Here is a 21,018-nt window from a genome sequence, read left to right as displayed (position 1 = left end):
TTTCAGTGATAACATTGTGCTAGATCAGTGCGGTACAACCGGCGTGATGTCTGACTTTGCCACACGAAACGGCACATCCGGCAGCATCGCTGCGAGTCTGTCTGCGAGACGCACAAGATACCCGCGCTCGGTATTCGTGTGGCCCGCGAGCATCACGCTCATCCCCTTGTTCAGACAGTCGATCACCTCGTGGTATCGCATCTCGCCCGTTACAAACAGCTCGCACTTCTCGCGGAGCGCATCGCCAACAAGATCAGCGCCTGCGCCTGGGCACACACCGATGCGATTGACCCGCGTTTTCGTACCCTCGCGATCATCCGGGTTCGCGCACGCGACCTTCACCATGGATACACCGAGAAACCGCTTCAAACGCACCGCAACTTCTGCAAGTGTTGCCGGCTGATCGAGCGTGATACGCCGGCCATGCCCCGTCGAGCGCGTGGGACGCGGGAGCAACTCAACAATGTCGATCGGCGGCTCCTCGTACGGATGGAACTGGCGCAGGATCTCGAGCGCGACCGGGAGCGCAGCGCGCGAACAGACCATCTCGATCTTTACTTCGGGCACTGTCTCAAGATTTCCGACCTCGCCGACGGTCGGGTTCGCACCATCGCCCGCGAGGAACGTGCCCATGCCGGTCGTGTTGAAGCTGCACACCGTGTACTTTCCAATGATGCCAGCACCAGCTGATGCGAGCGCTGCACGCACCTGATCCGCTTCGCTCTGCGGCACAAATGTGATAACTTTCACCTGCTGGGTTTCCGGCGCTTCGCCGTACGGCTCGAGCGCGCGCACATCCCCCATGATTCTGCCCTGCTCATCCGATCCAGATACACCCTCGCACAGCCAGTCCGTCATGCCGCCTGGCGCAGCATCGAGCGCCGAGTGCGGCGAGTACACGGTGAGCCCCGCCTGAATTGCACGGAGCACAATTCGCTGGCGTGGTTCTTCGTCGGTCAGGCGTTTGGTCGCGTGGAAGATCGGCGGGTGGTACGCGATGATGCACGATGCACGCGCTTTGACAGCTTCAGCGAGCACGCGCTCGGTCAGATCAATCGTCATAAGCACAGGGCCATCGAGCGCACGGCGTGCTGACCCGATGATCACACCGACATTGTCCCAGTCCGCTGCGAGCGACAACGGCGCGAACGACTCGATCGCGCTGGCAAGGTCCTGGACTGTGCGTGGATGGTCGGATTCGGTCATGCGCAGCTCCTCGTGGCACTGACAGTATCGGTCCAAAGACGGTACGTCGTGAGTCACGTCCCCGTGCGAAAGCAGCCAGTGATTTTGGTGTAGAATACCACGAGTCAGATGGATGCCCGCACGAAATCAGCCCCGGATGGAACGCACCCCGACGTGTGCCCGCAGTGCGGGTATGACGTTGCTGCTATTACCACAGGGACATGCCCCGAATGTGGCCACGTTCTGACAGAGCCATACAGGCGGAGAAGACGCGTTCGCTGGCATTTTTTCTTTCTTCACTGCATCATGACGCTGTGGATGACCTTCATGTTGGCAGCAGTCCACTCTCTATATCGCCATCAACAGCAACTGGAGCGTGGCGAAGAGACGCGCTATCCGTCATCCATGTTGCTTTCAGATGTTCCCACCGAAGCAAAGTCGATGCTAAAACGCAGTATCCTGGATGGAATGTTCATGCTCGTTTTCATCGCTGGAACATGGCTTTTAATCTTTATTGCTCTCAAAATGCACGATCTTCGCAAATCAGCCGCACAAAGGGTTGACTAACGCGTGGAGATACTTTGGCATGGGAAGTTCTGATGCAAATCAATGACCAGATATCTCTTCATGATACAATGCCACAGCTATCGAACTGCCCGCAGTGCGGGTATGACATCTCGACGATTGGCAGCAACAAATGCCCGGAATGCGCTTGCGATTTCAAGCTCATCCAAGGAGTTGACCTGCGTACTGGGAAGAAGTTCTGGCGAGCTGCAATTCCTGCACTGCTCCTTGCTGTTCTCGTGATTGGCGGCACATTGGCAATACAACTCAGGCACTACACGCATCTTCTCCAGCAGGTTGAACGGGGAGAGGCTGTGGATATACCGGGCACGCCAGAATATGAGATGGCAACCGGCGCAGAAGCTCGCCGAATGATCTACAAGAGAATCTTCTGGACAACGGCAAAGCCCGTGATAGCGATCGGGATTGGTATATCAGTGTGCTGGATCGTTCTTCTGCCAAAGTTGACACAATATCGCCAAGCAGTTGAATCACACTACCGATAGCACATCGCGTGCTACGTCAACCCCACAACCTTCATCATCACCAACGCAACACCCATGTAGATCATCAGGCCGGACACATCCATCAGCGTCGCGACGAGAGGCGACGATATCGTCGCCGGGTCGAGTTTCAGTTTCTGCAGCAGGAGCGGCAGGATTGATCCCAGCAGCACCGCGTATACCACGATTGCCTGCACTGCTGCACCAACGGTCAGCCCCACCTTCAGCGGGTTCACACCCGTCGCATCGACCATCGGAGTCAACTCCCAGATCATCACGCTGCACGTTGCAAGTGCGCCCATGAGGCAACCGAGGAGGAGTCCGGTGACAAGTTCCTTGCGGACAACCTGCAACCAATCCGCCGGGGTCAGCTCGTGCAGTGCCAGTGCGCGGATAATGAGCGATGCAACCTGCGTGCCCGAGTTACCGCCCGACGCGATGATCAACGGGATGAACAGGATCAGAATCTGCACAGACGAGATAACATGCTCGAACGCGCCGAGCACGCCAATAGTCACCGACTGCGCGACCAGCAGCGTACACAGCACTATGCCACGTTTTTTTAGCATGGACAAGAGCGGTGTATCCATGTACGGCTCGTCGAGTGCTTCCACACCGGCGAGCTTCTGGATATCCTCGGTCGCTTCCTCTTCTGCAACGTCCGCAACGTCGTCGGAGGTCACGATGCCCAGAAGCACCCCAGCATGATCCACCACCGGGAGCGCGATACGGTCGTACTTGGCCATTGCACGAACCGCTTCTTCGCGGTCGTCGTCTGCAAAGAGGCTCGTCGGCGTGTTCTGCTGCAGATCGCTGAGCGGTGCATCCGGCGAAGCGAGCAGGAGCGTGCGGAGCTTCAGATCGCTGACCAGTTTGTCGTGATCATCGACGATGTAGACAACATTGATCGTTTCGGCATCTCTGCCATACGCACGGATGTGTGCAAGCGCACGGGCAACGGTCCAGTCGATCTTCAATCGGATGTAGTCGGGCGTCATCAGACGACCAACTGATTCCTCCGGATACCCAAGCAATCGCTGGGCAGCTTCGCGCGTCTCCGGACTGATCGTGTTGACGATCCGTCGCGCAATATCTGACGGCATCTCCTCAAGCAGATACGCGAGATCGTCCGCACCCAACTCGTCAAAGATCTCACGAACGTGGTCGTTCCCGAACTGCCCGATGAGCGCTTCCTGCTGCTCGGGATCAAGATATGAAAAGAGCTCTGCAGCATCCTCGCGCGGGAGCAGACGGAACCCAACCGCAGCAAGGGCGGGATCGATCTCAGCGAAGATCAGAGCGAGGTCTGCATAGGGCAGCGCATGGATCGCGCTGCGCAGGTCCGCAAACCGCTTGTTACGGATCAGCTCCTCAATCTCGGGCTGGAGAAGTTCGGCGGTCGGGTTCACTGTAAATCGTAACAGGCCAAGCGAAAGTGTCGCGTTATTGCCGTGTTATCGTGGTTTTTCCACGATTTGGCTGAAAGACAACGGGGAGGTTGACAGATCGGATACCATAAAATGCGTATGGAATCTGGGATGGTTTGCGCTATCTTGAAATCCGCGAGCCAAACCACCCAAGAACCCTCGGAGGTATCGTGCCATGACATCCGGCGTAGATCCCAACCTGGAATACGTGCTCGACAAGGTGTTCGATAAGGAAGTGCTGTTCATCCTTGCAGGTGCAGCAACGCTTATCACGTGGGCGGTCTTTGGTTCGATCGCGTCGATCTTCAAGAGCTTCAGTCGCGAGCGGACCCGCCGTGAGGTTGCAGCATACATCGCAGAAGGCTCGATGTCGCCCGATCAGGGTGAGCGGATTATGAAAGCCAAGGAACCAGACGATTAATCAGGCACGGAACCCTTCCGCTGTCACCATAAAGGTAACAACCAGCAACCTCGGTCATGATGATGGAGCATGAACAATGGGTATGACAACAGTTCTCTCAAGCGGATTTGACAACATTCCTGGCGAAGCCATTCCGCTGCTGGCAATCATTGGTGGATTCGTCGTTGCACTCGTTGCAATCATTGGCGGCTTCATCAAGCAGATCACGGTGACGAAGCACAAGGAAGAATCACGCCGCGAGATTGCAGCCTACATCGCTGAAGGGTCCATGAGCCCTGAAGACGGCAAGGCGATTCTTGAAGCAAAGATCAAGGGTGGTTGCCATACTTGAGAGCGTTTGCTTTCTGAAGATCAACGCAGCACCAACGTGCTGCTTTTTTATGCCCCGTGGACGATGACAAACCAAGAAAGGCCTACCCTCGAACAGGCGATTCTGCTTCTCTGACGCGGGGTGGGCACATGAGACGGTTTATCGGTTTTCTTCTGCTTGCTGGTGGTCTGCTGTTCACGATTGTTGGCATCAGCAAAGTCATCTCACCCGATGTGATGCAGACTGTCTCGATTAGCGACGCGCTGTCCGGCAAGCTCCCCGATGACCTTGACTTCGTGACGATCGAAGATGGCACACTGTACTTCAACGACTACATCGAGCACACAAAGGAGCAGAAGGACAACCCATCGAATACGCGAACGGTTCGGGTGCTTGTACCGCTGGTCGATGATCAACTTGCTCGCGAGTGGGATGCAACAGATCGCTCGGTGGAAGCTCGACCAGATCTACGAGGCGAGAACGGAAAGTTTGTACTGGTCAGCTTCGCTCCGGATGAGTTCCTCACAGAGTTCCCGTCGATTGCAGCCCGCAACGCAACACGTGAAGACCAGGTGTATGTGGATCGAAAAGTGTACGGCGAAGTACTCAGCAAATTTCAGATTCCCAAGGATGTGGCCGAGTTCATACGCACAAGCTTCAAACTCGCACCCGAGCAGTACATCTACATCAAGCAAGGGAAAGATCCCCTGTCAAGCCAGGAGAACCTCATTGCAACATGTGTATTCGCTGGAGCCACGCTGATCGGGTTTCTGCTGTTTCGCAAAAAGAAACCCAAGCGCTACGAGGAGCCCGGCTTCTCGCGAGTCGATGAGTATTGAGAACGGGAGTCAATAACCCAACATTCTTGGTATCGATGTACTGTGTGGAAGCGAAATTGCATTCCACGGCATGGAACACACAGACCCATCAACTGGTTCGGTATATCCTCGTTCAGGCACTTGTGCCATGGCGTAAGTACCGCTCCCATCGTGGGATTGGTCACAGGGGATTATCGTTTACAGGAGAACACGAACATGACAAAGGCATTCCGTTTCGCATTGGTTGCTGGCCTTGGCACTGGTATCGCTTTTCTTGCTGGCTGCTGCTCAACATGCGGCGAGTGCGGCTCATCCGGCTGTGATGGCAGCTGCGAAGCACCTGAGTCGGCAGCAATCACCCCAACCAGCAACACCATCAACTCCACATGCCCGTTCTCCGGCGGCGCTGTGAAGGCTGGCGTTCAGACAGTCAGCTTTCACGGCAACGAGGTTGGATTCTGCTGCGAAGGATGCGTTTCCAAGTTCAAGGCGATGTCCGAAACGGACAAGGCAAGCTTGATGGCAAAGGCGAAGTAACACAGCTCAACGTACATCACGACCGGGCACAATCATACCGATTGTGCCCGGATTTGTTTTTGGGCAGATTGTTTTCGAACACCTGCCTTGTTGCTTGAACAGTCTTCTACCTATATTCGAGCACCTTTTCGCGCAATGCCTGCTCTATACGAAGTTTCTCGTACCGGTATTTCTCAAGCCAGACAGGATCCCTCTCGATAAGCAGTGCTCGGCTGACACGATCGAGCATTTCTTCGTCGGTTGTTCGCAGCGCAACGTCAGCAACATATGCTCCGCGCAGTGCTTCCACGTGGTTTGGGTCCCGCTGCAGCGCGTTCAGAAATGCTGTGCGCGCCTGTGTCGCATGACCGCGCCGGTGGAGCAGGATACCGAGGTTCACAAGCGGCCTTGGATCTGTCGGCATGGCATCGGCGGCCGCGCGAAAGGCGGCATCCGCTTCAAGCGTGCGATCCTGTGTCATATAGATCAACCCGAGGTTGTTCCATGCTGCACCAAGATCGGGAAGAAGTTCGAGCGAGTTCTTAAACTCTGCTTCTGCTGCTTCAAGGTTTCCCCGATCCTGGAAGTTGCGACCACGATCGAGCGCACGCATCGCGAGTGACAGCCGCTCCTCGTAGGGCATCTGCTCGGCTTCCGACGAGTTTGCCGTGTGTGTCGAACGCTGACCACACCCCACTGCAGCAAGCATGCTCGCAACCACAGCACCTGCTGCCAATACGCAAACCGCGTTGTGCAAATAGAGCTTTGACCTGTTCATTCCTGGCATGATGTGCCCTTGTTGATGGATGTCAGTTCTTCTTCTTCTGGATGCGCCGGAATTCGATCGTTGAAACCTGCCATCCCTGGTTTGGGATCACTTTGATGTCGAACTGGCTCAGTTCGGTTCCACGGAATCTGGTCAGCCCTCTCTCGATCCAGTCGAGGACAGGCCCAATGGACTTGGTCGTAAAGTTGTTGTACCTGACCTTGTATTCTTCGAGTTGGCTCTCTGGCTTGCCGATCGGGTTGCGAGGCTCGGAAAAACCCGGTGACTGGCCCTCAAGCCCAACTGCAGACCAGAGGCTGCTCATTGTCGACAGAAAATCTGTTGCAGGTTCGTAGATGTCTGTTGCGACCTCTTCGCCACTGTTGGCACTGATCAGCGAGGAGTACGTATTGAGCTGCGTCCGAAACTCCCCAGCCCAGCGGGCATTCTGCATCTCTGTTTTCTTTGCAGACGAAAGCTGCATATACGCGATGCCTGCATAGAGTGCACTCACAATCAGTGCAATGATCGCAACCAAGGGCAGCAGCACCGGCTTGTTTCTGCTATCTCGGGACGTTGCTGAGATCGCAAGATCCATGCGATCGTCCATTGACAGTCTCTTGCGATGTGTCGACAGCGCGGGCGCCGGTCGTACCGACGAGCGGTCTGCACGATGCTCGGTCATCGCGCTCATGGGTTCTCCTCCGAGAGCCATCTGCCCTGCAGCGTCACTGACTGCTTTTCGACCCCAGCTCGTGTTGTAATGTTGTTCCAATCGACAAGCGACGGGATGCCGTTTGTAAAAGTGTTACGGAGTGCCTCGTACTGTGGAAGATCAGGCACCGTAATTTTCAGCATGACAAAGTTCGGATTGAACTGCATCTGCTCAACAACAGCGTCGGGGTGCCCATTCAGTGCCACACTGATATTGTCGAGTTCCTTTAGAATGGAAGGCATCTTCGGAATAGTTGTGTCAACCGTTGTCGCGGTCATCTTCTGGATACGGCTCTGAAGATCTGTTCTTGCAAACGCCGCATCAAGATCCGTGATCAAATCCTTCGCCTCCTGCACAGCCGCAGATCGGTGCTTGGCTCCTGCTTCACGGACAGTGTGCGCGTGTGACTGCGCTCGTGCTCCCACACCTATCAGGGCGGCAGCTGCAATGATGCCAGCGAGTGACATCCATCGACGCACAGACTTGTGTGCTCTCGAAGGTCGATGCTCGATCTCTTCCATTGCTGGAAGATGCTGCACGCCGATGCCCTGCTCCATTGCAACAACAACCCGATCGAGGGTCTGGCCGATCGGGTCGTCCATCGGAACAACATCGCATGACGCACCGTTCCACGACGATGCAATAGCGCTGCCGAACTCACCCAGTGAGAGCATGGTCTGTGGCTCACCAGGCTTGAACGGCACGGGGGAGGCAGGGCCGATCACAACAATCCGATCGAGCGTCTGACCTGTCTGCACTGACCACGCCACCCAGTCCGCTGTGAGGCGCGACGCGAGATTCTGAGTGAGTCTGACACCCTCATCATCGCTGCGCACTGGCGCCGCAAGTGTGCCAAAGCATAACAGATCACCCGCACGCGACCACGTCCAGACGATCCGACCGGCTGGATCAACCACAACTACGCCAGTCACCATGCTCGCACGATGATCGAGCTCACTCGCAATGTCATCATCGCCTGAGATGCTGCTCTTTGAAGCCCGTACCCGCACCGCAGAATCGGGGTCCCATGCCTGCGCAACTGCCTGCGGGAGCGATGTTACCCTACCAGCATTGAGCCCCTGCTCATCAAGCGTGTCCAGCAGCAGCCTGATCAGCGCATTGCTTGTTGCGACAACGGCTTTGCGCATGTCATGACCATTCGAACCTCCGGTGCCATTGCGATGCCCGTTCAATAGATGGAACGAGTATGCATCCGTTGCATCACCAGTAGACGAGAATCCCGCTGTGGGATTCCATGCAGTATCAGACCGAGCCATGAGTGACGCACGCGCGATCCGTAAATCGGGGGTCGCTCCTTCAATCCACGTGCAGCGCTGGCCTTCGGCATCAATGCAGAGGAGGTCGACCGTCTTTGAACCGGTGTCCGACATCCGATCGGCCAACCATGTCACTGCACTCTGTACATCGAGGAGGACACGATCGGCATTTGCCTCGGTGTCGATATTCTCAACCAGCCACGCCTGATCCGAACGAGGACCAAGCAATCGAACCATCGAGAGGCGTTCGCCTCCGTCGATGCGTGCGATGTAGACTGCGCGAGTGCTCACGATTCGATCGTCTCCCTGATTGCTGATTCGCTTGGTTCGATAATATAGCCCTGTACCGATAGTTTCACACCATCGGTCTGTGGTCCGTTGTGAGTGTATTCGCTCTCCCGGGCGGGCGTATCAGTTGTCTTCGTCGGGATTTGGGCGCGCTGGTACAGCACGTGCCCGATTGCCAAATCGACCCTCGGTGTTGCCGGAGATTGAGACATTTCCCTCTCGACCTGCACTGTTTGCCGATCCAGCATCCTCACCAACGCCGTTCACCATCGGAACCGCACTGTAATCGGGTTCCATTTCACGATAGTTTGTTCTTCCACGGTTCCGTCCGCGGTTCGAGACAGCTGAGGTAACAGCATCACCATCCGACGTCACGCCTTGCTCTTCCATTTGTGCACGCATCGCCTCCGTCATGGTTGGTGGCGTATTGCCGTTCACAGCTGTGCCCGTAGTGTTGGCAGGGATAATCGAACCGAGCATTGTCTGACGTTTCGCGCGAAGATTGATTCGCTTCATCGCTGGGCCGGTGTTCAGTAGCATGTAATCATCCCCAATCTCTGCTACACCAAACCCATCTCCACGATCGGCAAATCCCAGAAACGCCTGCTGACCGTTTGGATACAGAACAACAGCGTACCGGGTTTCGTTTCCTTCAGAATCACGCTCTTTGATCACACCCAGCATCTCTGGAAAGTTGCTCGCGGGTGCTGACGCTGCTTCATTCCCTTTCGGTGTAACTGGCTTCACGGGCTCGGGCTCAGCCTGATCCCATCGGGACAGCGTGCCTGATACACATTCCCGATCGAAAGAAACCGTTTGCACAGCATTCGCAGGCTGATCCTGTTTTTCGAGCGTTGTTTCTGGTGCTGGGTTTCCCTTCGCAACGTTGTCATGGAGCACGGGCTCACCACGTGGCACAGCCCACCACGCAGCACCAGCGCCCGCAGCAGCAACCAGCACCGCTGCCAGCGACACTCTCGCCATCGTCTTTGCCTGTCTCTGGCTCATTCGTGCCATGACATTCTCCCTTTGGATTCTTCAGCCACAGACGCTCAAAGCGCCCTCTGCCCCTCTATCCCTTCCGCTCCAAGTCTAGGTCGTGTTCCGACTCATCATGCACCGAATATCAGCATCCCCGTTCCTTCTGGATGCGTCAGCACACGGTTTCCATCGTCAATTGCACATGAATTCAGTCATCTGGTCCGACAACAAACCACGTTGGATCGCCGAGATCGACCTCTCGCCACTCGAGAAAGTCTCCAAGTGGCGAGAACGTGAACTCCTGATTTGATCGGCCGCGCGTGCTGTTCGCGACTGTTGTTGTGCCCGCAAACCGTGCCCACGTCACAGGCTCATACCCCGGCTGTGGTGGTACGCGCACCTCAACCCGTATCTCCCACAATGTTGGTTTATCCGTGAAGAGTCGATTCACTCTCCCTCGCGTCGCCGGTTCGACACTTGTCGAAACTATCTCTCGGGTAAAGTCTGCCAGTGTGAGTTCCTCGCTGGTCGAGCGCAATCGCTCCACCATGTCCGCCACCTCGCTTGCAGCCTGCGAATCAGCCAAACCCTCAACAACAGCGGCAATAAGCTCCAGCGGTGTATCCTGCAAACTCAGCGCGTACGGGCCAACCGAACGAAGATACTTGTCCGGCTCACTTTTCGGCGCAATCTTGATCGCCATGTCACGCACAAGACGTGCATCCTCAAGTTCTGCACCTTGCAAACCGTCCAGCGTTCCCAGCACACGCCATTGCGCGGGATATACCCAGACGGAAATCTCCCGGTTGCTCGAGAGTTCCATCGTCAGCGCTTCGGAACCAGCTTCGATCGTGTCCGAAAGGTTCAGTCTCTGCACCGTTTTCAACCATGAGCTGATGACTTCCTGCAATCCCCGCTGGATGTGGTGTTGCTGGTACGCGTCAACATCCCGCTGGGCAGCAAGGCGCTGACCACCTGAACGCATCATGAGCGCTCCGAGCATGAGCGTACCAAAGACAGACAGCAGCACAACCATTGGCAGCGCAAAGCCACGACCTCGTGCTGGGTTTGGATACACGCTGGTCATCGGTCTCCCCCCGATCGACCATTGCCTCCAAAGTTGCGAGCGCCACCACTGCCGCCATCGCCCGTGCCGCTTCCACGACCTGACTGCTCCTCGTTCGCCCCCTGCGATCGTTGCTGTTCCTCCTCACGCATTTGCCCTGCAAGCTCACTGCCAAGCTCCGCGCCGACAGACCACGACACATCGAACATCCATTGCGCTGTCAACCCGCTGGCTGTGGTAAACTCAAGCTCCATATATGCCGGCATCTCGGTTACTGCGGACGCGCGATACGCGTTACGCATGTGGCCTCCCTGGAACGCAATCCAGCGGAGAAACGTTACATTCGAGAGAATCTGGACAGACTCCTCAAGGCCAAGAACACGATACTCAACAAGTTCCTCGGTTGGCTTTGTGCCGATTGCTTGCTCGGTTTGCTCGATCTGTTCACCGGATTCACTACCTGTTTCTTCGCCACGAACAGGTTCTGATTGCTCGTTCTCTTCGATCGGGCGTCGGTAGATCGCAATGGGTCTGTAGTACAGCGACCACGTCTGTGGTTCGGGATCGATTCCGGCAAGACGAGGTTTTTCAGGCACTGGGTTTGCTACCAGTTCAAACACGCCGCGCACCGCGACGGGCGAACCCTCTTCGTCGGTCAGCGCGTTCAATCCGCCAACACCTTCCGGAAGCTGGTACCGCTGGGTGTTGTCAGCGTACCCATACGGCATTGCCAGCCGCGCCGCGCGCTCCTGCAGCATGGTTGTGGGAACATTACTGCGCAAGGAATCAGGAAGCGCTGGATGGCGGGAAAGCGCAAGCTCCAGCCTTGGAAGCCCTGTCCCCAGTGGGTGTTCGAACGTAAGTTTCTGCTGATTGCTCCCTGTGGAGCGAAAGCTCTTGGCCACCACGTTATCAAAGTGGCGTTGCTGGATCTGTTCCGGAAGCCTCATCACTCCCCACGCACCGAGCACGCCAGAGTTATCGAGCAGGATGCGCGGACGCTCCATCATCTCCTGTCCGAACGTTTCGCGTGTTTCGGACATCGTCGCCATGACTACAGATCCGAACGCCCGACGCAGAATCAGATGCGCGCGCTCGAGTTCATGCACATCGTCCGCACGTTTCTGGTACCGGGTTGACACCGACTGCATTGTGCCGAACACCGAGAGCGCTGCGAGCAGAATAACACTGCCCACCGCAACTGCCAGTGAGAGTTCGAGCAGTGTGAAGCCAGATTGATTCCGGTGTGCAGCGGGAGAGCCGTTCATCGTTCCCCACTTTCGTTGCCGGAAAAACTCAGGTCGCTACCGCGAGAGGTCTGCCCGTCATCGAGCGCGCTCCCGAACACACCACCCGCATCGAGCATGCGCTGGAGCGCATCAGGGTGACGCGCAATGTTCTGCGGATCATACAGGCGCACGAGTCCATGTTGTGGAGTTTTACCGGTCGCGCCATCACGTCCAGCGGTCAGCGGATCGTCGCTCATCCACACTAGCACACGCACCTCGCGCATGCGATCAAGGTTGGGGCCAGCCATCGTTCCTTGCTGCGATTCTCGCTTTGCTCTGATCGCCTCAGCCTCCACGATTTTGACCGGCTGCTCGTCAAGCACCCACGCAAACTCCCATGGGCCATAACGCAGTGCGGTACCCGACGCTGGCAGCGTGGATTTGTCATCGAGAAACTGGAGAATAAGCCTGTTCGCAAGCTCAGCGCACGCAAGTCGCTGCTGCTGACGCACCTGGGCCTGCCAGATGGCGCTCACGCCCGAGAGCAGCGCTGCCGAGATCACTGCAAGCAGCGCCATCGCGAGGACCATCTCCAGCAGCGTGAACGCAACACGAGACGATCGTCTGAAGTTGTGTGCGTGTGCGCGCACGCGCGAACCTCCCTCTTGCGCACTGGAACAACGTGGCTCAGTTGCCCTCGATCACATCCCAGAGGTTGATGTCGTCGGCGGTTTCCGCTGTGCCATCGGCACCCAGTGAGATCAGGTCGTACCCCTTGCCCGCACGGTTTGAGCCAACCTTGTAGTAGAACTCGTTGCCCCAGCCGTCTTTCGGCGTTGCTTCAAGATAGCTCGGCACGAGCTCAGCAAGAGTTTGTGGATACCCTGCGTTCGGGTTTGAGCCGCTGAATGACTTCAGTGACTGATCGACATTGCGCATCGTTGCCTTCGTTGCAGCTTCCTTGCCACGCAGAAGTGTCGGTGCAAACGCGATCACCGCAACGCCCATCAACAGACCTATGAGTGCAATCACGAGCGTGATCTCAAGCAATGAAAAACCGCGAGCAGCGCGGAATGTGTGCTGTGCTGTACGTGACTTCATTTCAAACCAACCTTCGTCTTCTTCTGCCTCAGCAGATCGCTGAAGCATGTTTCGATGTGCAACCCTTGAACGCCCTCTTGAAGTGATGCAGTTTTCTACAGCTTCCTTCGCAAAAGTTCGTGCAAATGTCGGGTTTATCCGAGGCCCTTTCCGGCACTGGTGATCATTGGGATCATGATCGACAGAATGATAGTGCCGATAATGAGAAACATCATCACGATGACCATCGGCTCAAGAGCTGCGAGCAGTCGCGATGTCTGCCGATCGACCTCGACAGTCAGGTCCTCGGCGAGTGTATCGAACGCACTGTCAAGATCACCAGAACGCTCTGCAGCGACGAGCAGATGGCGCGTTGCGGGCGAGAGTGCTGTCACATTGTCAATCAGTCTCGGGAGCGGTGCGCCCTCGATGAGTTGCGTTTGCAAGGTGCCAAACTGCTTGTAGAGCCTCGGATGCGAGATGACGTTCCGACCGATGCCGATCGCATCGCCCAGCGGCACACCCGAACGCGAGAGCGCAGACAGCACAGAGAAAAAACCGGCAGATTCCTGCGCAAGCACAAGATCCCGCATCACCGGGAGCTTGCGCATCAGACCGCCCACAAGCCTGCCGACAATCTTTCTTCCGAGCACAACTGTCATGAGTATGCCGACTGCAAAGAGCACCACGCCCCACCAGTAGGTGCGCATGAACGTGCCCACAGTGAGCACAATCTGTGAGAACAGATTCAGTTCGCTCATCTTCTGCAGTTCACCCAGGATCATGGGCACAATGAACATCATCATGCCGGTGCCAATGAGCAGGCTCATAGTCAGCACAATCGCTGGATACACCATAACGGTTGCTGCTTTTCCACGAACGGCAAGCTGCCTGCGTGCTGTCTTCGCAACCTGCTGGGCAGCGCCTCCAAGATCGCCCGATCGTTCTGCAGCACGATACACAGCACCTGTGACTGCATCGACGAGCCCTGCCGCCTGAGCTGCATCCGCAAAGGAAGAACCCGCTGCGACCTTCTGTCGCACGATCGCGACACGCTGACGGATTCGCGATGGCACCGTTTCCTCTGACACCTGCAGCGTCTCAACAAGTGGCACGCCTCGCGTGAGCAGTTGTCCGAGGATATCCGAAAGCTGCGACTGATCCTTGAGTGATATCTTCGCACCGGAACCGCCCACCCAGTTCGGAAGCGGCACGGCTTTCATGAGCAGCAGTCGCTCCTGACGCAAAGATTCGGCCAGCGCCCGCTGATTGACAGCAGAGCGCACCCCCATCGACCGTCCCCCCTTGGTCTTGGCGGCAACGAATAGAAATGTTGCTCCGGTCGATGAGTTAGCGTGGGTTGGTGGCACGGGCAAGTGTATCTCGAATGAACGAACAGAAAACGAAACGGAGAGATGCGCCGCTGGCACCCACTGGGCACAACTCCGCAGGGATTCGTTTACCCGAAAGGGCAGAACTGGGCTTTGCAGCGTTATTTCGACGTATCGCGCACGACTCAAACACCGGGATATTGAGCAACTGCAAACCTGTTCCCAGAGGTTTTCGCTCAATAATCGTCTATTGATCGTGTTCCTGGCATGATATTCGCATCATCTCACGAGCATGTGCGAATCATGCAAAGAGATGGATGGAAAGCGAGTTGGGCAGGTTTTTATCCGATACGAGTGATGCAGCCCAGTGTTTTCTGACCGTCCTTGTGGGAGTGTGCCGTGGCAGCCAATCTGACAGATCACAGCCTGACATCGATCCTCGGTATCGTGGAACCCAGCAGCGAGCTTCGCGCATCCTGCGAAGCAGCAGCTTCTGCGCTCACAAACGGGCAATGCGTTATCCTCCCAACAGAAACGGTGTATGGGCTGTTCTGTTCAGCGCAGTCGAAAGAGAGCGTCAACCTTCTCCGCGGAATCACAGGATCGAAGCCAGAAATGCCCCTCGCATGGCACGCACCGGATCAGGTTTCTGTTATTGATCTCATTCTTCCCGTGCATCATGTACACGTGCGTCTGCTCAAGCGTCTTGCTCCAGGCCCTGTCACATTTGTGTTCGAGTTGCCTGAGTATGAGATTGATCGGATTACGAAGGCGCTGAAGGTTGAGCGCGGAATCATCGACGATGGCACTGCGCTCGCTGTACGTGTGCCCGATCATGATGTCTGCCGGTGGGCACTCGCACACGCGAAGATACCTGTGGTCGCTTCTTCGCTTGCTGCTGCCGGCATGGGCAACGGCTCGAACGCACCCACCATTGAGACAGTTCGTGCACGGCTCGATGTGTTCGGCAGGGAGCATCCCGAGTTTGCTCAGCAGATTGAGCAGAATCCCGTGATCGTCGAATCAGGGAATGCACGCTATGGTCAGGGGTCGACTGTTGTGCGTTTGACCTCGCGTGGTGGGTACGCGATCGAGCGCACCGGTGCTCTGGAGCCACGTGTGATCGAAAAACACATGCACCGTCGAATCCTTTTCGTGTGTACTGGCAATACCTGCCGGAGCGCGATGGCCGAGGCAATCGCGAAGAGGCTGATCAACACCCTGCCTGAGACACCAATCCGGACCACGGCTCATTCAGCAGGTGTCGCGGCAGGAAATGGCTCGCCTGCCACCACGGAAGCAATCAAAGCCGCAGCAGCTATCGGGGCTGACCTTGAGGATCATCAGGCAACCTCTATCACCAAACAAATGATTGCTGACGCTGAATATATATTCACTATGACCCCCGAGCATGCCCGGGCGATCCTGACAATGGATCCGAGTGCCGCTGCAAAGGTTCGGCCTTTGGACCCCTCTGGCGCTCCTATCACCGATCCCATCGGCGGGTCGCAGGAACTCTACAATCAGACCGCGGCACGGATCGCGGAACTGATCTCACAACGCCTTGAGGAAATGGACGCATGAACATTGCGATCGGCGCAGACCATCGTGGCGAAAAAACCATCGAACCACTCTGCGTGCTGCTGAAAAACGAAGGACACGAGGTCTGGCTGCCCGAAGCCTGCCCCGTTGGTCAGCCTTGCGACTACCCGGATCGAGCATGGCAGATCTGCAACCACATCGCCTCGGGTGAGGCCGATCGTGGCATTCTTATCTGTGGCTCGGGCATCGGCATGAGCATTGCTGCCAACAAGATCGATGGAATTCGTGCGGCGCTCGTCCATGACGAACTTACTGCGCAGATGAGTCGCGGCCATAACGATGCGAATGTCCTGTGCCTCAGTGCGGATCTGCTCGGTCAAAAACTGATCGAGAATATCGTGAAGATCTGGCTGACAACTGAGTTTGAGGGCGGACGCCACGAGCGTCGGGTGCGCAAGATCGCCATGATTGAACAGGGAATTGATCCGGCTACCGCATCGGCTGATCAACCTGTTGCATGAGCGGCTTCTCACACGACACCGATCGCATGCCAGCGTGCTGTTGCGCATCTTGCATATCTGTTGATGCATAATCCGGATCATCCCTCGAATGACGGCAACACATACTCGTGGCAGCGACCGATTCCAACCCCTCACCAGACAATGCTGAGACAGGCACGGCGCAATCCAATGCGCCGAAGAAATCGGGGTTTCTTTCACGATTCAAGGCAACGTCCCGCAAGCAGGTGTGGTTCCGTCGCATCTGCCTTGTGCTGCTCACGCTGATCTTTGTGATCTGTGCAATCCCATTCACACCGGTACCACGCATGATACTGACACCGATGGTGTCAAAGTATCTGAACATGCCTGCGACAATTGAGACAGTCGACATGGGACTGCGTTCGCTTGCGATCAAGGACTTGAAGCTGCACGTTGATGGTGTTGAAGGAAAAGCCGCCGAGTTCCTGTCAGTGGAAGACGTTCACATGACAGTCGACTGGTGGAAGATTCTGCGCGGTACAGGAGGCATTGAGACTGTCACGCTCACTCGTCCCATCGTGCGTGTGAGCCAGTCTGCTGACGATGGGTCACTCAACATCGCCAAGATCGAGATCCCTCAGAGCGATCGTCCAACGATGCGCCTGCCGAATGTTGCGATCAAGGATGCCATGCTCGAACTTGGGGAGCATTCAAGTTCATCGTACAGGGCTCTCAAGAAACTCGTTGTTGGCGGCGGGTTGTATCCAACCGCTGGCAATGAACGTGCATACATCTTCACGCTCGGAGAGACAAATAGAACCGATGGCGAACCGGGCGTGCATCTTGATGGGCGCATCGACGCCGATGGCCTTGATGTGACCCTCACCGGCATCACCATCGGCGAGTGGACCGATGAGAACATGCCCGGCAGGGTGCGCCAGTTTGTGGACTCGCTCGAGCTTTCCGGCGGCATCAAACGAGCTGACTTCTCATATCACAACAACACACCGATCGGCCCGATCGTTGAACTTGAGAATGTCGCGATGACACTCCCGGTGCCACCTGAGGAGGGTACCGGTGAGAACCTTCGTATGACATCTGTCAACGGCACGATGACATTTGCGAACGACCGGATCATCGCGCAGGTTTCTGGCATGCTCGGCGACCTGCCGTACAAGGTTGATCTGCAGTACATGGGATTCAGCGATGACAGCGCATTCCAGTGTGTGCTCGACTCGCGCGACTTCCAACTGCAATCCAATCCGGATCTGCTGCCATACGTGCCAGATCTTGCACGCCTCAACCTCTCGCGATTCTCAAAGCCAACCGCCATTGTCGACGCCTCGGTTGTGGTGACTCGCGGCCCCCCTACGGCCGATGGCCCTGCACCAGTGCAATCGTCGGGATGGATCGAGTTCGATCACGGATCGGCCGCGTTTCAGGGGTTCCCGTATCGGTTTTATGATCTCGCAGGTCGTGTCACTTTCAACGATGAACGCATTGATATCGAGCGCATCACCGGTGTCTCACAGTCCGGCACAGTGCTCAACGCAACTGGATGGTTCGCGCCACTGAACTCAGATCCCGGTGCTGAGATTCACATCCGCGCGGAGCACCTGACCATCGACGACGAACTGAGAGATACGCTCGGCAGTCGGTGGCGGCCCGCGCTCGAACGCGTCATGGACAAGGTGGAGTTTGCTCGCCTCATTGATCTTGGACTCATGCTGCGCGCAGATGAGCACCACGCATTCGGAGAGGTCGTCGATGGCATTCCGGTCTTTGCGCTCGGTGGCGTTTCAAATGTCGATCTGGTTGTGAGCCATCCCGGCGGCACCGAACACACCTGGCAATACACCGCAGACGTGCAGTTCGACAGGTTCGGTTTGATCGCTGGCGACATGCCACTGCCGATCATCGGGCATGATGTCAACCTGCGCGTCACACCAGGCGCTGCTGGGCTGACCAATGGTTCGTGGACAACGATCACCGGCACACCGATCGATCTCTTTGCGAGCATTATCCACGAGAACGACAGTCCCGTGGCAACCACACGTGTGCGAGTTGATGCACGCTCTATACCGATTGATGATGTGCTTATCGACACGCTTCCACGTCCGCTCGGCACACACGTCAAACGTGGGACTACACCCCCACCGGACGAGCAGCCGCTCCTCAGAAGACTGGGCATATCCGGAAATGTTGGCGTCAGTGCTGAGTTCACATCACACGACAGCACGAGCAAACTCCACGCAGAGGTCGCAATGGACAACTGCGCCATGCAACCAGATGGAAGCCAGGCTGCTGCCGAGCGCATCATTGGCACAGCTATATACGACGATGGCAATATCACACTCGATCTCAACACAAGTGTGTGTAACGAGAACGAAGAATCATCGCGCTCATCGGTCAACCTGCATGCAACAATCGAGCCCGTCGAGAACGATGCTGCATCTGCATCGGGGCAAAACTCTGATATGAGGCTCAATGCAGAGATCACGTCTGATTCGTTCGATGTCTCGCTGAAAGTAGAGGATTTGATTGCGCCGCTCGCGTCCAGCGCGATGGAATCACTTACGCAATGGCGTGCTGAGCATGCACCAGCTGGCGCTGCGAAGATGAGCACGCATGTCACTGGTAGCACAACTGCACCAAAGGTAACGCTGCAACTCGACGACATCGACTCGCTCGGCATCACACTCGACTCATCCCGACTGGAGATTGGAAGGACAAACGGACATATCGATATAGCGATCGATGGCGCTGCTCGCGATGGTGAACAGGCTGTTCCGTACGAGTTGGTTTTTTCCGGATTGCAAGGACCGGTGCAGATCGACGGTGCTCGCATCGGCGATGTGTATCTTGATGGAAACTGGCCGATCCGCATCGCAAAGCGAGGGGAGAAACCTCGCGGTTTCACACTCACCGTCAACAACGGAGAGTTAAATCCTCAGGCAAACACCGCCGTTCTCACGATGTTGAAAAAGAACGGATTCATTTCGGACGACCTCATTGCGACTGTAACCAAGCTTGACCTGGCTGGCATGTATCGACTCGTTATGCGAATGGATGCGGTCGGCCACACCTCCAGCACAGAAGCAAAGACAACGCGCATTGCCATGCGCATAGAGCCACTTGAACTCGCAGCAACCATCAACGACCACCGTTTCGATCTCGATTCGATCAATGGAGAGATCACCGCTGCGATCGACGTTGTGGAGCACGAAGACGAACCCGCAAAGACAAAGATCGCCGGCTGGTTCGAGGATCTCTGTTGCGAAACAGAAGCATGGTCAGCGAAGATCAATGGCCCCTGGTCCGTGCGTGAGGATGGGTGGCTGGTATCGGGTGATCTTGACGTTGTGCTCCGCGAGATAGACAACGCGCTGCTTGCGCTGCTTCCATCGGATACCCAGCGCATGCTGCGTGACGCAGACATCCAGCTGAACAACCCATTGACACTGGAAAGTGGACAGGTCACGCTGGCTAAGCATGGTGAGTCTCCGCTGTCGATATCACTCACAGGCAAAGCTGCTTTCGATATACAGGATGCAAAGCTGGCAGAGCGCATTCGTAACGCTGCCGGCACAGCTGAGATACACATCGAACGCGACAACACTGGAACGGGCACAAACCTTGCCGTAAACGTCACCTTGCCCAGCGCTGTCATTGGCAGTATGGTCGTGCATGATGTGCGGGTTCAGATCGAACGCCACGCAGACGAGAAACGCACGACCATCCCTGTTCTGAACGCGGCACTCCACAATGGACGCATCGTCGGTAGTGTTGTCATCCGAGATCCGGCAACAGAGGAACAAAGCCCCAAGTACCTTGCATCTATACAGCTATCAGGGGTTGATCTTGCACATCTGGTCGCAGATCTGTCGCGCAGCGACGATGAGCCGATCGTTGTCGAAGAAGACCCTGATTATTCCGGTGCAGCGCTCTCCGGCGAGATGCGTGTTTCAGGAGTTCTTGGTGAACCCGAAACGCGGCGGGGCAGAGGGGGTTTCCGTGCTGCTGGGGGCAGAATCGTCTCGGTTCCCCTTGTGCTTCCGTTGATCGAACTGCTGAATCTGCAACTGCCTTCGTCCGAATCTCTTGATCTTGCGCAGGCAACTTTCTTTATCGAGGGATCGATCATCTCGTTCGAGGATATCGGCATTTACTCGCGATCGCTCGTTATGCCGGGGTTCGGCACACTCAACTGGGAAACACGAGAGCTGAATGTCCGGGTCTTTTCGCGCGGTGCTCGCACGATCCCGATTCTGGGGCAGATCTATGAAGCGTTGCGAAACGAGCTTGTGAGCGCACGCGTCACCGGCACCGTCAACGATCCAAGCTTCTCCATCGAGACACTCCGAGGATCTCACAACTCCATCGGTACAAATATGGGTGCTCGCGACGCATCGCGCACTGAACGCGCGATCCTGAAGGACGCGATGAGCGAATCGACAGACACAACAACATCGAACGTGCTCAGACCAGTCCAGCGCGGCGCTAATGCCGGTGGATGATTC

General features: G+C 56.3%; 20 protein-coding genes. 9 read left to right on the top strand and 11 right to left on the bottom strand.

The genetic code is table 11. The features are described from left to right. Positions 1-24: 24 nt before the first annotated feature. Positions 25-1,206, bottom strand: coding sequence for a Nif3-like dinuclear metal center hexameric protein (locus H6815_05785; protein MCB9859949.1), 1,182 nt, complete (start codon positions 1,204-1,206; stop codon positions 25-27). A gap of 285 nt (positions 1,207-1,491) precedes the next feature. Here H6815_05785 and H6815_05780 point away from each other — a divergent pair, with 285 nt between their 5' ends. After that, complete coding sequence (locus H6815_05780) at positions 1,492-1,752, top strand: hypothetical protein (protein ID MCB9859948.1); 261 nt, start codon at positions 1,492-1,494, stop codon at positions 1,750-1,752. A gap of 68 nt (positions 1,753-1,820) precedes the next feature. Next, positions 1,821-2,255 carry a hypothetical protein gene (locus H6815_05775; GenBank protein ID MCB9859947.1) on the top strand — a complete coding sequence of 145 codons (435 nt, stop codon included), beginning with the start codon at positions 1,821-1,823 and terminating at the stop codon, positions 2,253-2,255. Between the two features lie 11 nt (positions 2,256-2,266). Here the strand turns inward: H6815_05775 and mgtE are convergent, their stop codons facing one another. Then, on the bottom strand, positions 2,267-3,661 hold the full coding sequence (gene mgtE, locus H6815_05770) for a magnesium transporter (protein MCB9859946.1): 1,395 nt from the start codon (positions 3,659-3,661) through the stop codon (positions 2,267-2,269). 193 nt (positions 3,662-3,854) lie between these two features. Here mgtE and H6815_05765 point away from each other — a divergent pair, with 193 nt between their 5' ends. The 4 genes from H6815_05765 to H6815_05750 all read left to right on the top strand — a co-directional run bounded on the left by H6815_05765 (position 3,855) and on the right by H6815_05750 (position 5,765). Then, positions 3,855-4,100, top strand: coding sequence for a hypothetical protein (locus H6815_05765; protein ID MCB9859945.1), 246 nt, complete (start codon positions 3,855-3,857; stop codon positions 4,098-4,100). A gap of 76 nt (positions 4,101-4,176) precedes the next feature. Beyond that, complete coding sequence (locus tag H6815_05760; GenBank protein MCB9859944.1) at positions 4,177-4,431, top strand: hypothetical protein; 255 nt, start codon at positions 4,177-4,179, stop codon at positions 4,429-4,431. A 128-nt stretch (positions 4,432-4,559) separates the two neighbouring features. Further along, positions 4,560-5,249: a hypothetical protein gene (locus H6815_05755; GenBank protein MCB9859943.1), complete on the top strand. Its 690-nt coding sequence runs from the start codon at positions 4,560-4,562 to the stop codon at positions 5,247-5,249. Between the two features lie 195 nt (positions 5,250-5,444). Further along, complete coding sequence (locus H6815_05750) at positions 5,445-5,765, top strand: hypothetical protein (protein MCB9859942.1); 321 nt, start codon at positions 5,445-5,447, stop codon at positions 5,763-5,765. A 106-nt stretch (positions 5,766-5,871) separates the two neighbouring features. Here H6815_05750 and H6815_05745 read toward each other — a convergent pair whose 3' ends face one another. The 9 genes from H6815_05745 to H6815_05705 form a co-directional block, all read right to left on the bottom strand. Beyond that, positions 5,872-6,522, bottom strand: a complete 651-nt coding sequence (locus H6815_05745; GenBank protein ID MCB9859941.1) for a tetratricopeptide repeat protein — start codon at positions 6,520-6,522, stop codon at positions 5,872-5,874. Positions 6,523-6,553: 31 nt separating this feature from the next. Next, positions 6,554-7,204, bottom strand: a complete 651-nt coding sequence (locus H6815_05740; GenBank protein MCB9859940.1) for a hypothetical protein — start codon at positions 7,202-7,204, stop codon at positions 6,554-6,556. Continuing rightward, positions 7,201-8,793 carry a hypothetical protein gene (locus H6815_05735; protein ID MCB9859939.1) on the bottom strand — a complete coding sequence of 531 codons (1,593 nt, stop codon included), beginning with the start codon at positions 8,791-8,793 and terminating at the stop codon, positions 7,201-7,203. Before H6815_05735 ends, H6815_05740 begins: the two co-directional genes overlap by 4 nt. Positions 8,794-8,913: 120 nt before the next feature. Continuing rightward, positions 8,914-9,807 (bottom strand): hypothetical protein, encoded by an 894-nt coding sequence (locus H6815_05730; GenBank protein MCB9859938.1) that lies wholly within the window; start codon positions 9,805-9,807, stop codon positions 8,914-8,916. Between the two features lie 172 nt (positions 9,808-9,979). After that, a complete protein-coding gene (locus H6815_05725; protein MCB9859937.1) occupies positions 9,980-10,858 on the bottom strand; it encodes a hypothetical protein in 879 nt (292 codons plus the stop codon). After that, a complete protein-coding gene (locus H6815_05720) occupies positions 10,855-12,105 on the bottom strand; it encodes a prepilin-type N-terminal cleavage/methylation domain-containing protein (GenBank protein ID MCB9859936.1) in 1,251 nt (416 codons plus the stop codon). The genes H6815_05725 and H6815_05720 overlap by 4 nt, the downstream gene beginning before the upstream one ends. Next, the gene (locus H6815_05715) at positions 12,102-12,716 is read right to left on the bottom strand and encodes a type II secretion system protein (protein MCB9859935.1); all 615 of its coding nucleotides are present in this window, start codon (positions 12,714-12,716) and stop codon (positions 12,102-12,104) included. The genes H6815_05720 and H6815_05715 overlap by 4 nt, the downstream gene beginning before the upstream one ends. A gap of 37 nt (positions 12,717-12,753) precedes the next feature. Then, a complete protein-coding gene (locus H6815_05710; GenBank protein ID MCB9859934.1) occupies positions 12,754-13,215 on the bottom strand; it encodes a type II secretion system protein GspG in 462 nt (153 codons plus the stop codon). A gap of 86 nt (positions 13,216-13,301) precedes the next feature. Further along, complete coding sequence (locus H6815_05705) at positions 13,302-14,516, bottom strand: type II secretion system F family protein (GenBank protein ID MCB9859933.1); 1,215 nt, start codon at positions 14,514-14,516, stop codon at positions 13,302-13,304. Between the two features lie 360 nt (positions 14,517-14,876). On the opposite strand from H6815_05705, the gene H6815_05700 reads away from it, so the two are divergent. The 3 genes from H6815_05700 (at position 14,877) to H6815_05690 (ending at position 21,015) form a co-directional block, all read left to right on the top strand. After that, on the top strand, positions 14,877-16,061 hold the full coding sequence (locus tag H6815_05700; GenBank protein MCB9859932.1) for a Sua5/YciO/YrdC/YwlC family protein: 1,185 nt from the start codon (positions 14,877-14,879) through the stop codon (positions 16,059-16,061). After that, complete coding sequence (gene rpiB, locus H6815_05695; GenBank protein MCB9859931.1) at positions 16,058-16,540, top strand: ribose 5-phosphate isomerase B; 483 nt, start codon at positions 16,058-16,060, stop codon at positions 16,538-16,540. Before H6815_05700 ends, rpiB begins: the two co-directional genes overlap by 4 nt. A gap of 107 nt (positions 16,541-16,647) precedes the next feature. Next, positions 16,648-21,015, top strand: coding sequence for a hypothetical protein (locus tag H6815_05690; protein MCB9859930.1), 4,368 nt, complete (start codon positions 16,648-16,650; stop codon positions 21,013-21,015). Positions 21,016-21,018 lie beyond the last annotated feature (3 nt).

Source organism: Phycisphaeraceae bacterium (genome assembly GCA_020639155.1).
GTDB lineage: Bacteria > Planctomycetota > Phycisphaerae > Phycisphaerales > UBA1924 > JACKHF01.
Note: the sequence above shows the minus strand (reverse complement) of the source record. Positions and strands in the feature narration are given on the sequence as shown.

Coding starts and splice junctions, on each gene's coding strand:
- H6815_05785 (MCB9859949.1), bottom strand. CDS start 1,206: ATGACCGAATCCGACCATCCACGCACAGTCCAGGACCTTGCCAGCGCG.
- H6815_05780 (MCB9859948.1), top strand. CDS start 1,492: ATGACGCTGTGGATGACCTTCATGTTGGCAGCAGTCCACTCTCTATAT.
- H6815_05775 (MCB9859947.1), top strand. CDS start 1,821: ATGCCACAGCTATCGAACTGCCCGCAGTGCGGGTATGACATCTCGACG.
- H6815_05765 (MCB9859945.1), top strand. CDS start 3,855: ATGACATCCGGCGTAGATCCCAACCTGGAATACGTGCTCGACAAGGTG.
- H6815_05760 (MCB9859944.1), top strand. CDS start 4,177: ATGGGTATGACAACAGTTCTCTCAAGCGGATTTGACAACATTCCTGGC.
- H6815_05755 (MCB9859943.1), top strand. CDS start 4,560: ATGAGACGGTTTATCGGTTTTCTTCTGCTTGCTGGTGGTCTGCTGTTC.
- H6815_05750 (MCB9859942.1), top strand. CDS start 5,445: ATGACAAAGGCATTCCGTTTCGCATTGGTTGCTGGCCTTGGCACTGGT.
- H6815_05745 (MCB9859941.1), bottom strand. CDS start 6,522: ATGAACAGGTCAAAGCTCTATTTGCACAACGCGGTTTGCGTATTGGCA.
- H6815_05740 (MCB9859940.1), bottom strand. CDS start 7,204: ATGAGCGCGATGACCGAGCATCGTGCAGACCGCTCGTCGGTACGACCG.
- H6815_05730 (MCB9859938.1), bottom strand. CDS start 9,807: ATGGCACGAATGAGCCAGAGACAGGCAAAGACGATGGCGAGAGTGTCG.
- H6815_05725 (MCB9859937.1), bottom strand. CDS start 10,858: ATGACCAGCGTGTATCCAAACCCAGCACGAGGTCGTGGCTTTGCGCTG.
- H6815_05720 (MCB9859936.1), bottom strand. CDS start 12,105: ATGAACGGCTCTCCCGCTGCACACCGGAATCAATCTGGCTTCACACTG.
- H6815_05710 (MCB9859934.1), bottom strand. CDS start 13,215: ATGCTTCAGCGATCTGCTGAGGCAGAAGAAGACGAAGGTTGGTTTGAA.
- rpiB (MCB9859931.1), top strand. CDS start 16,058: ATGAACATTGCGATCGGCGCAGACCATCGTGGCGAAAAAACCATCGAA.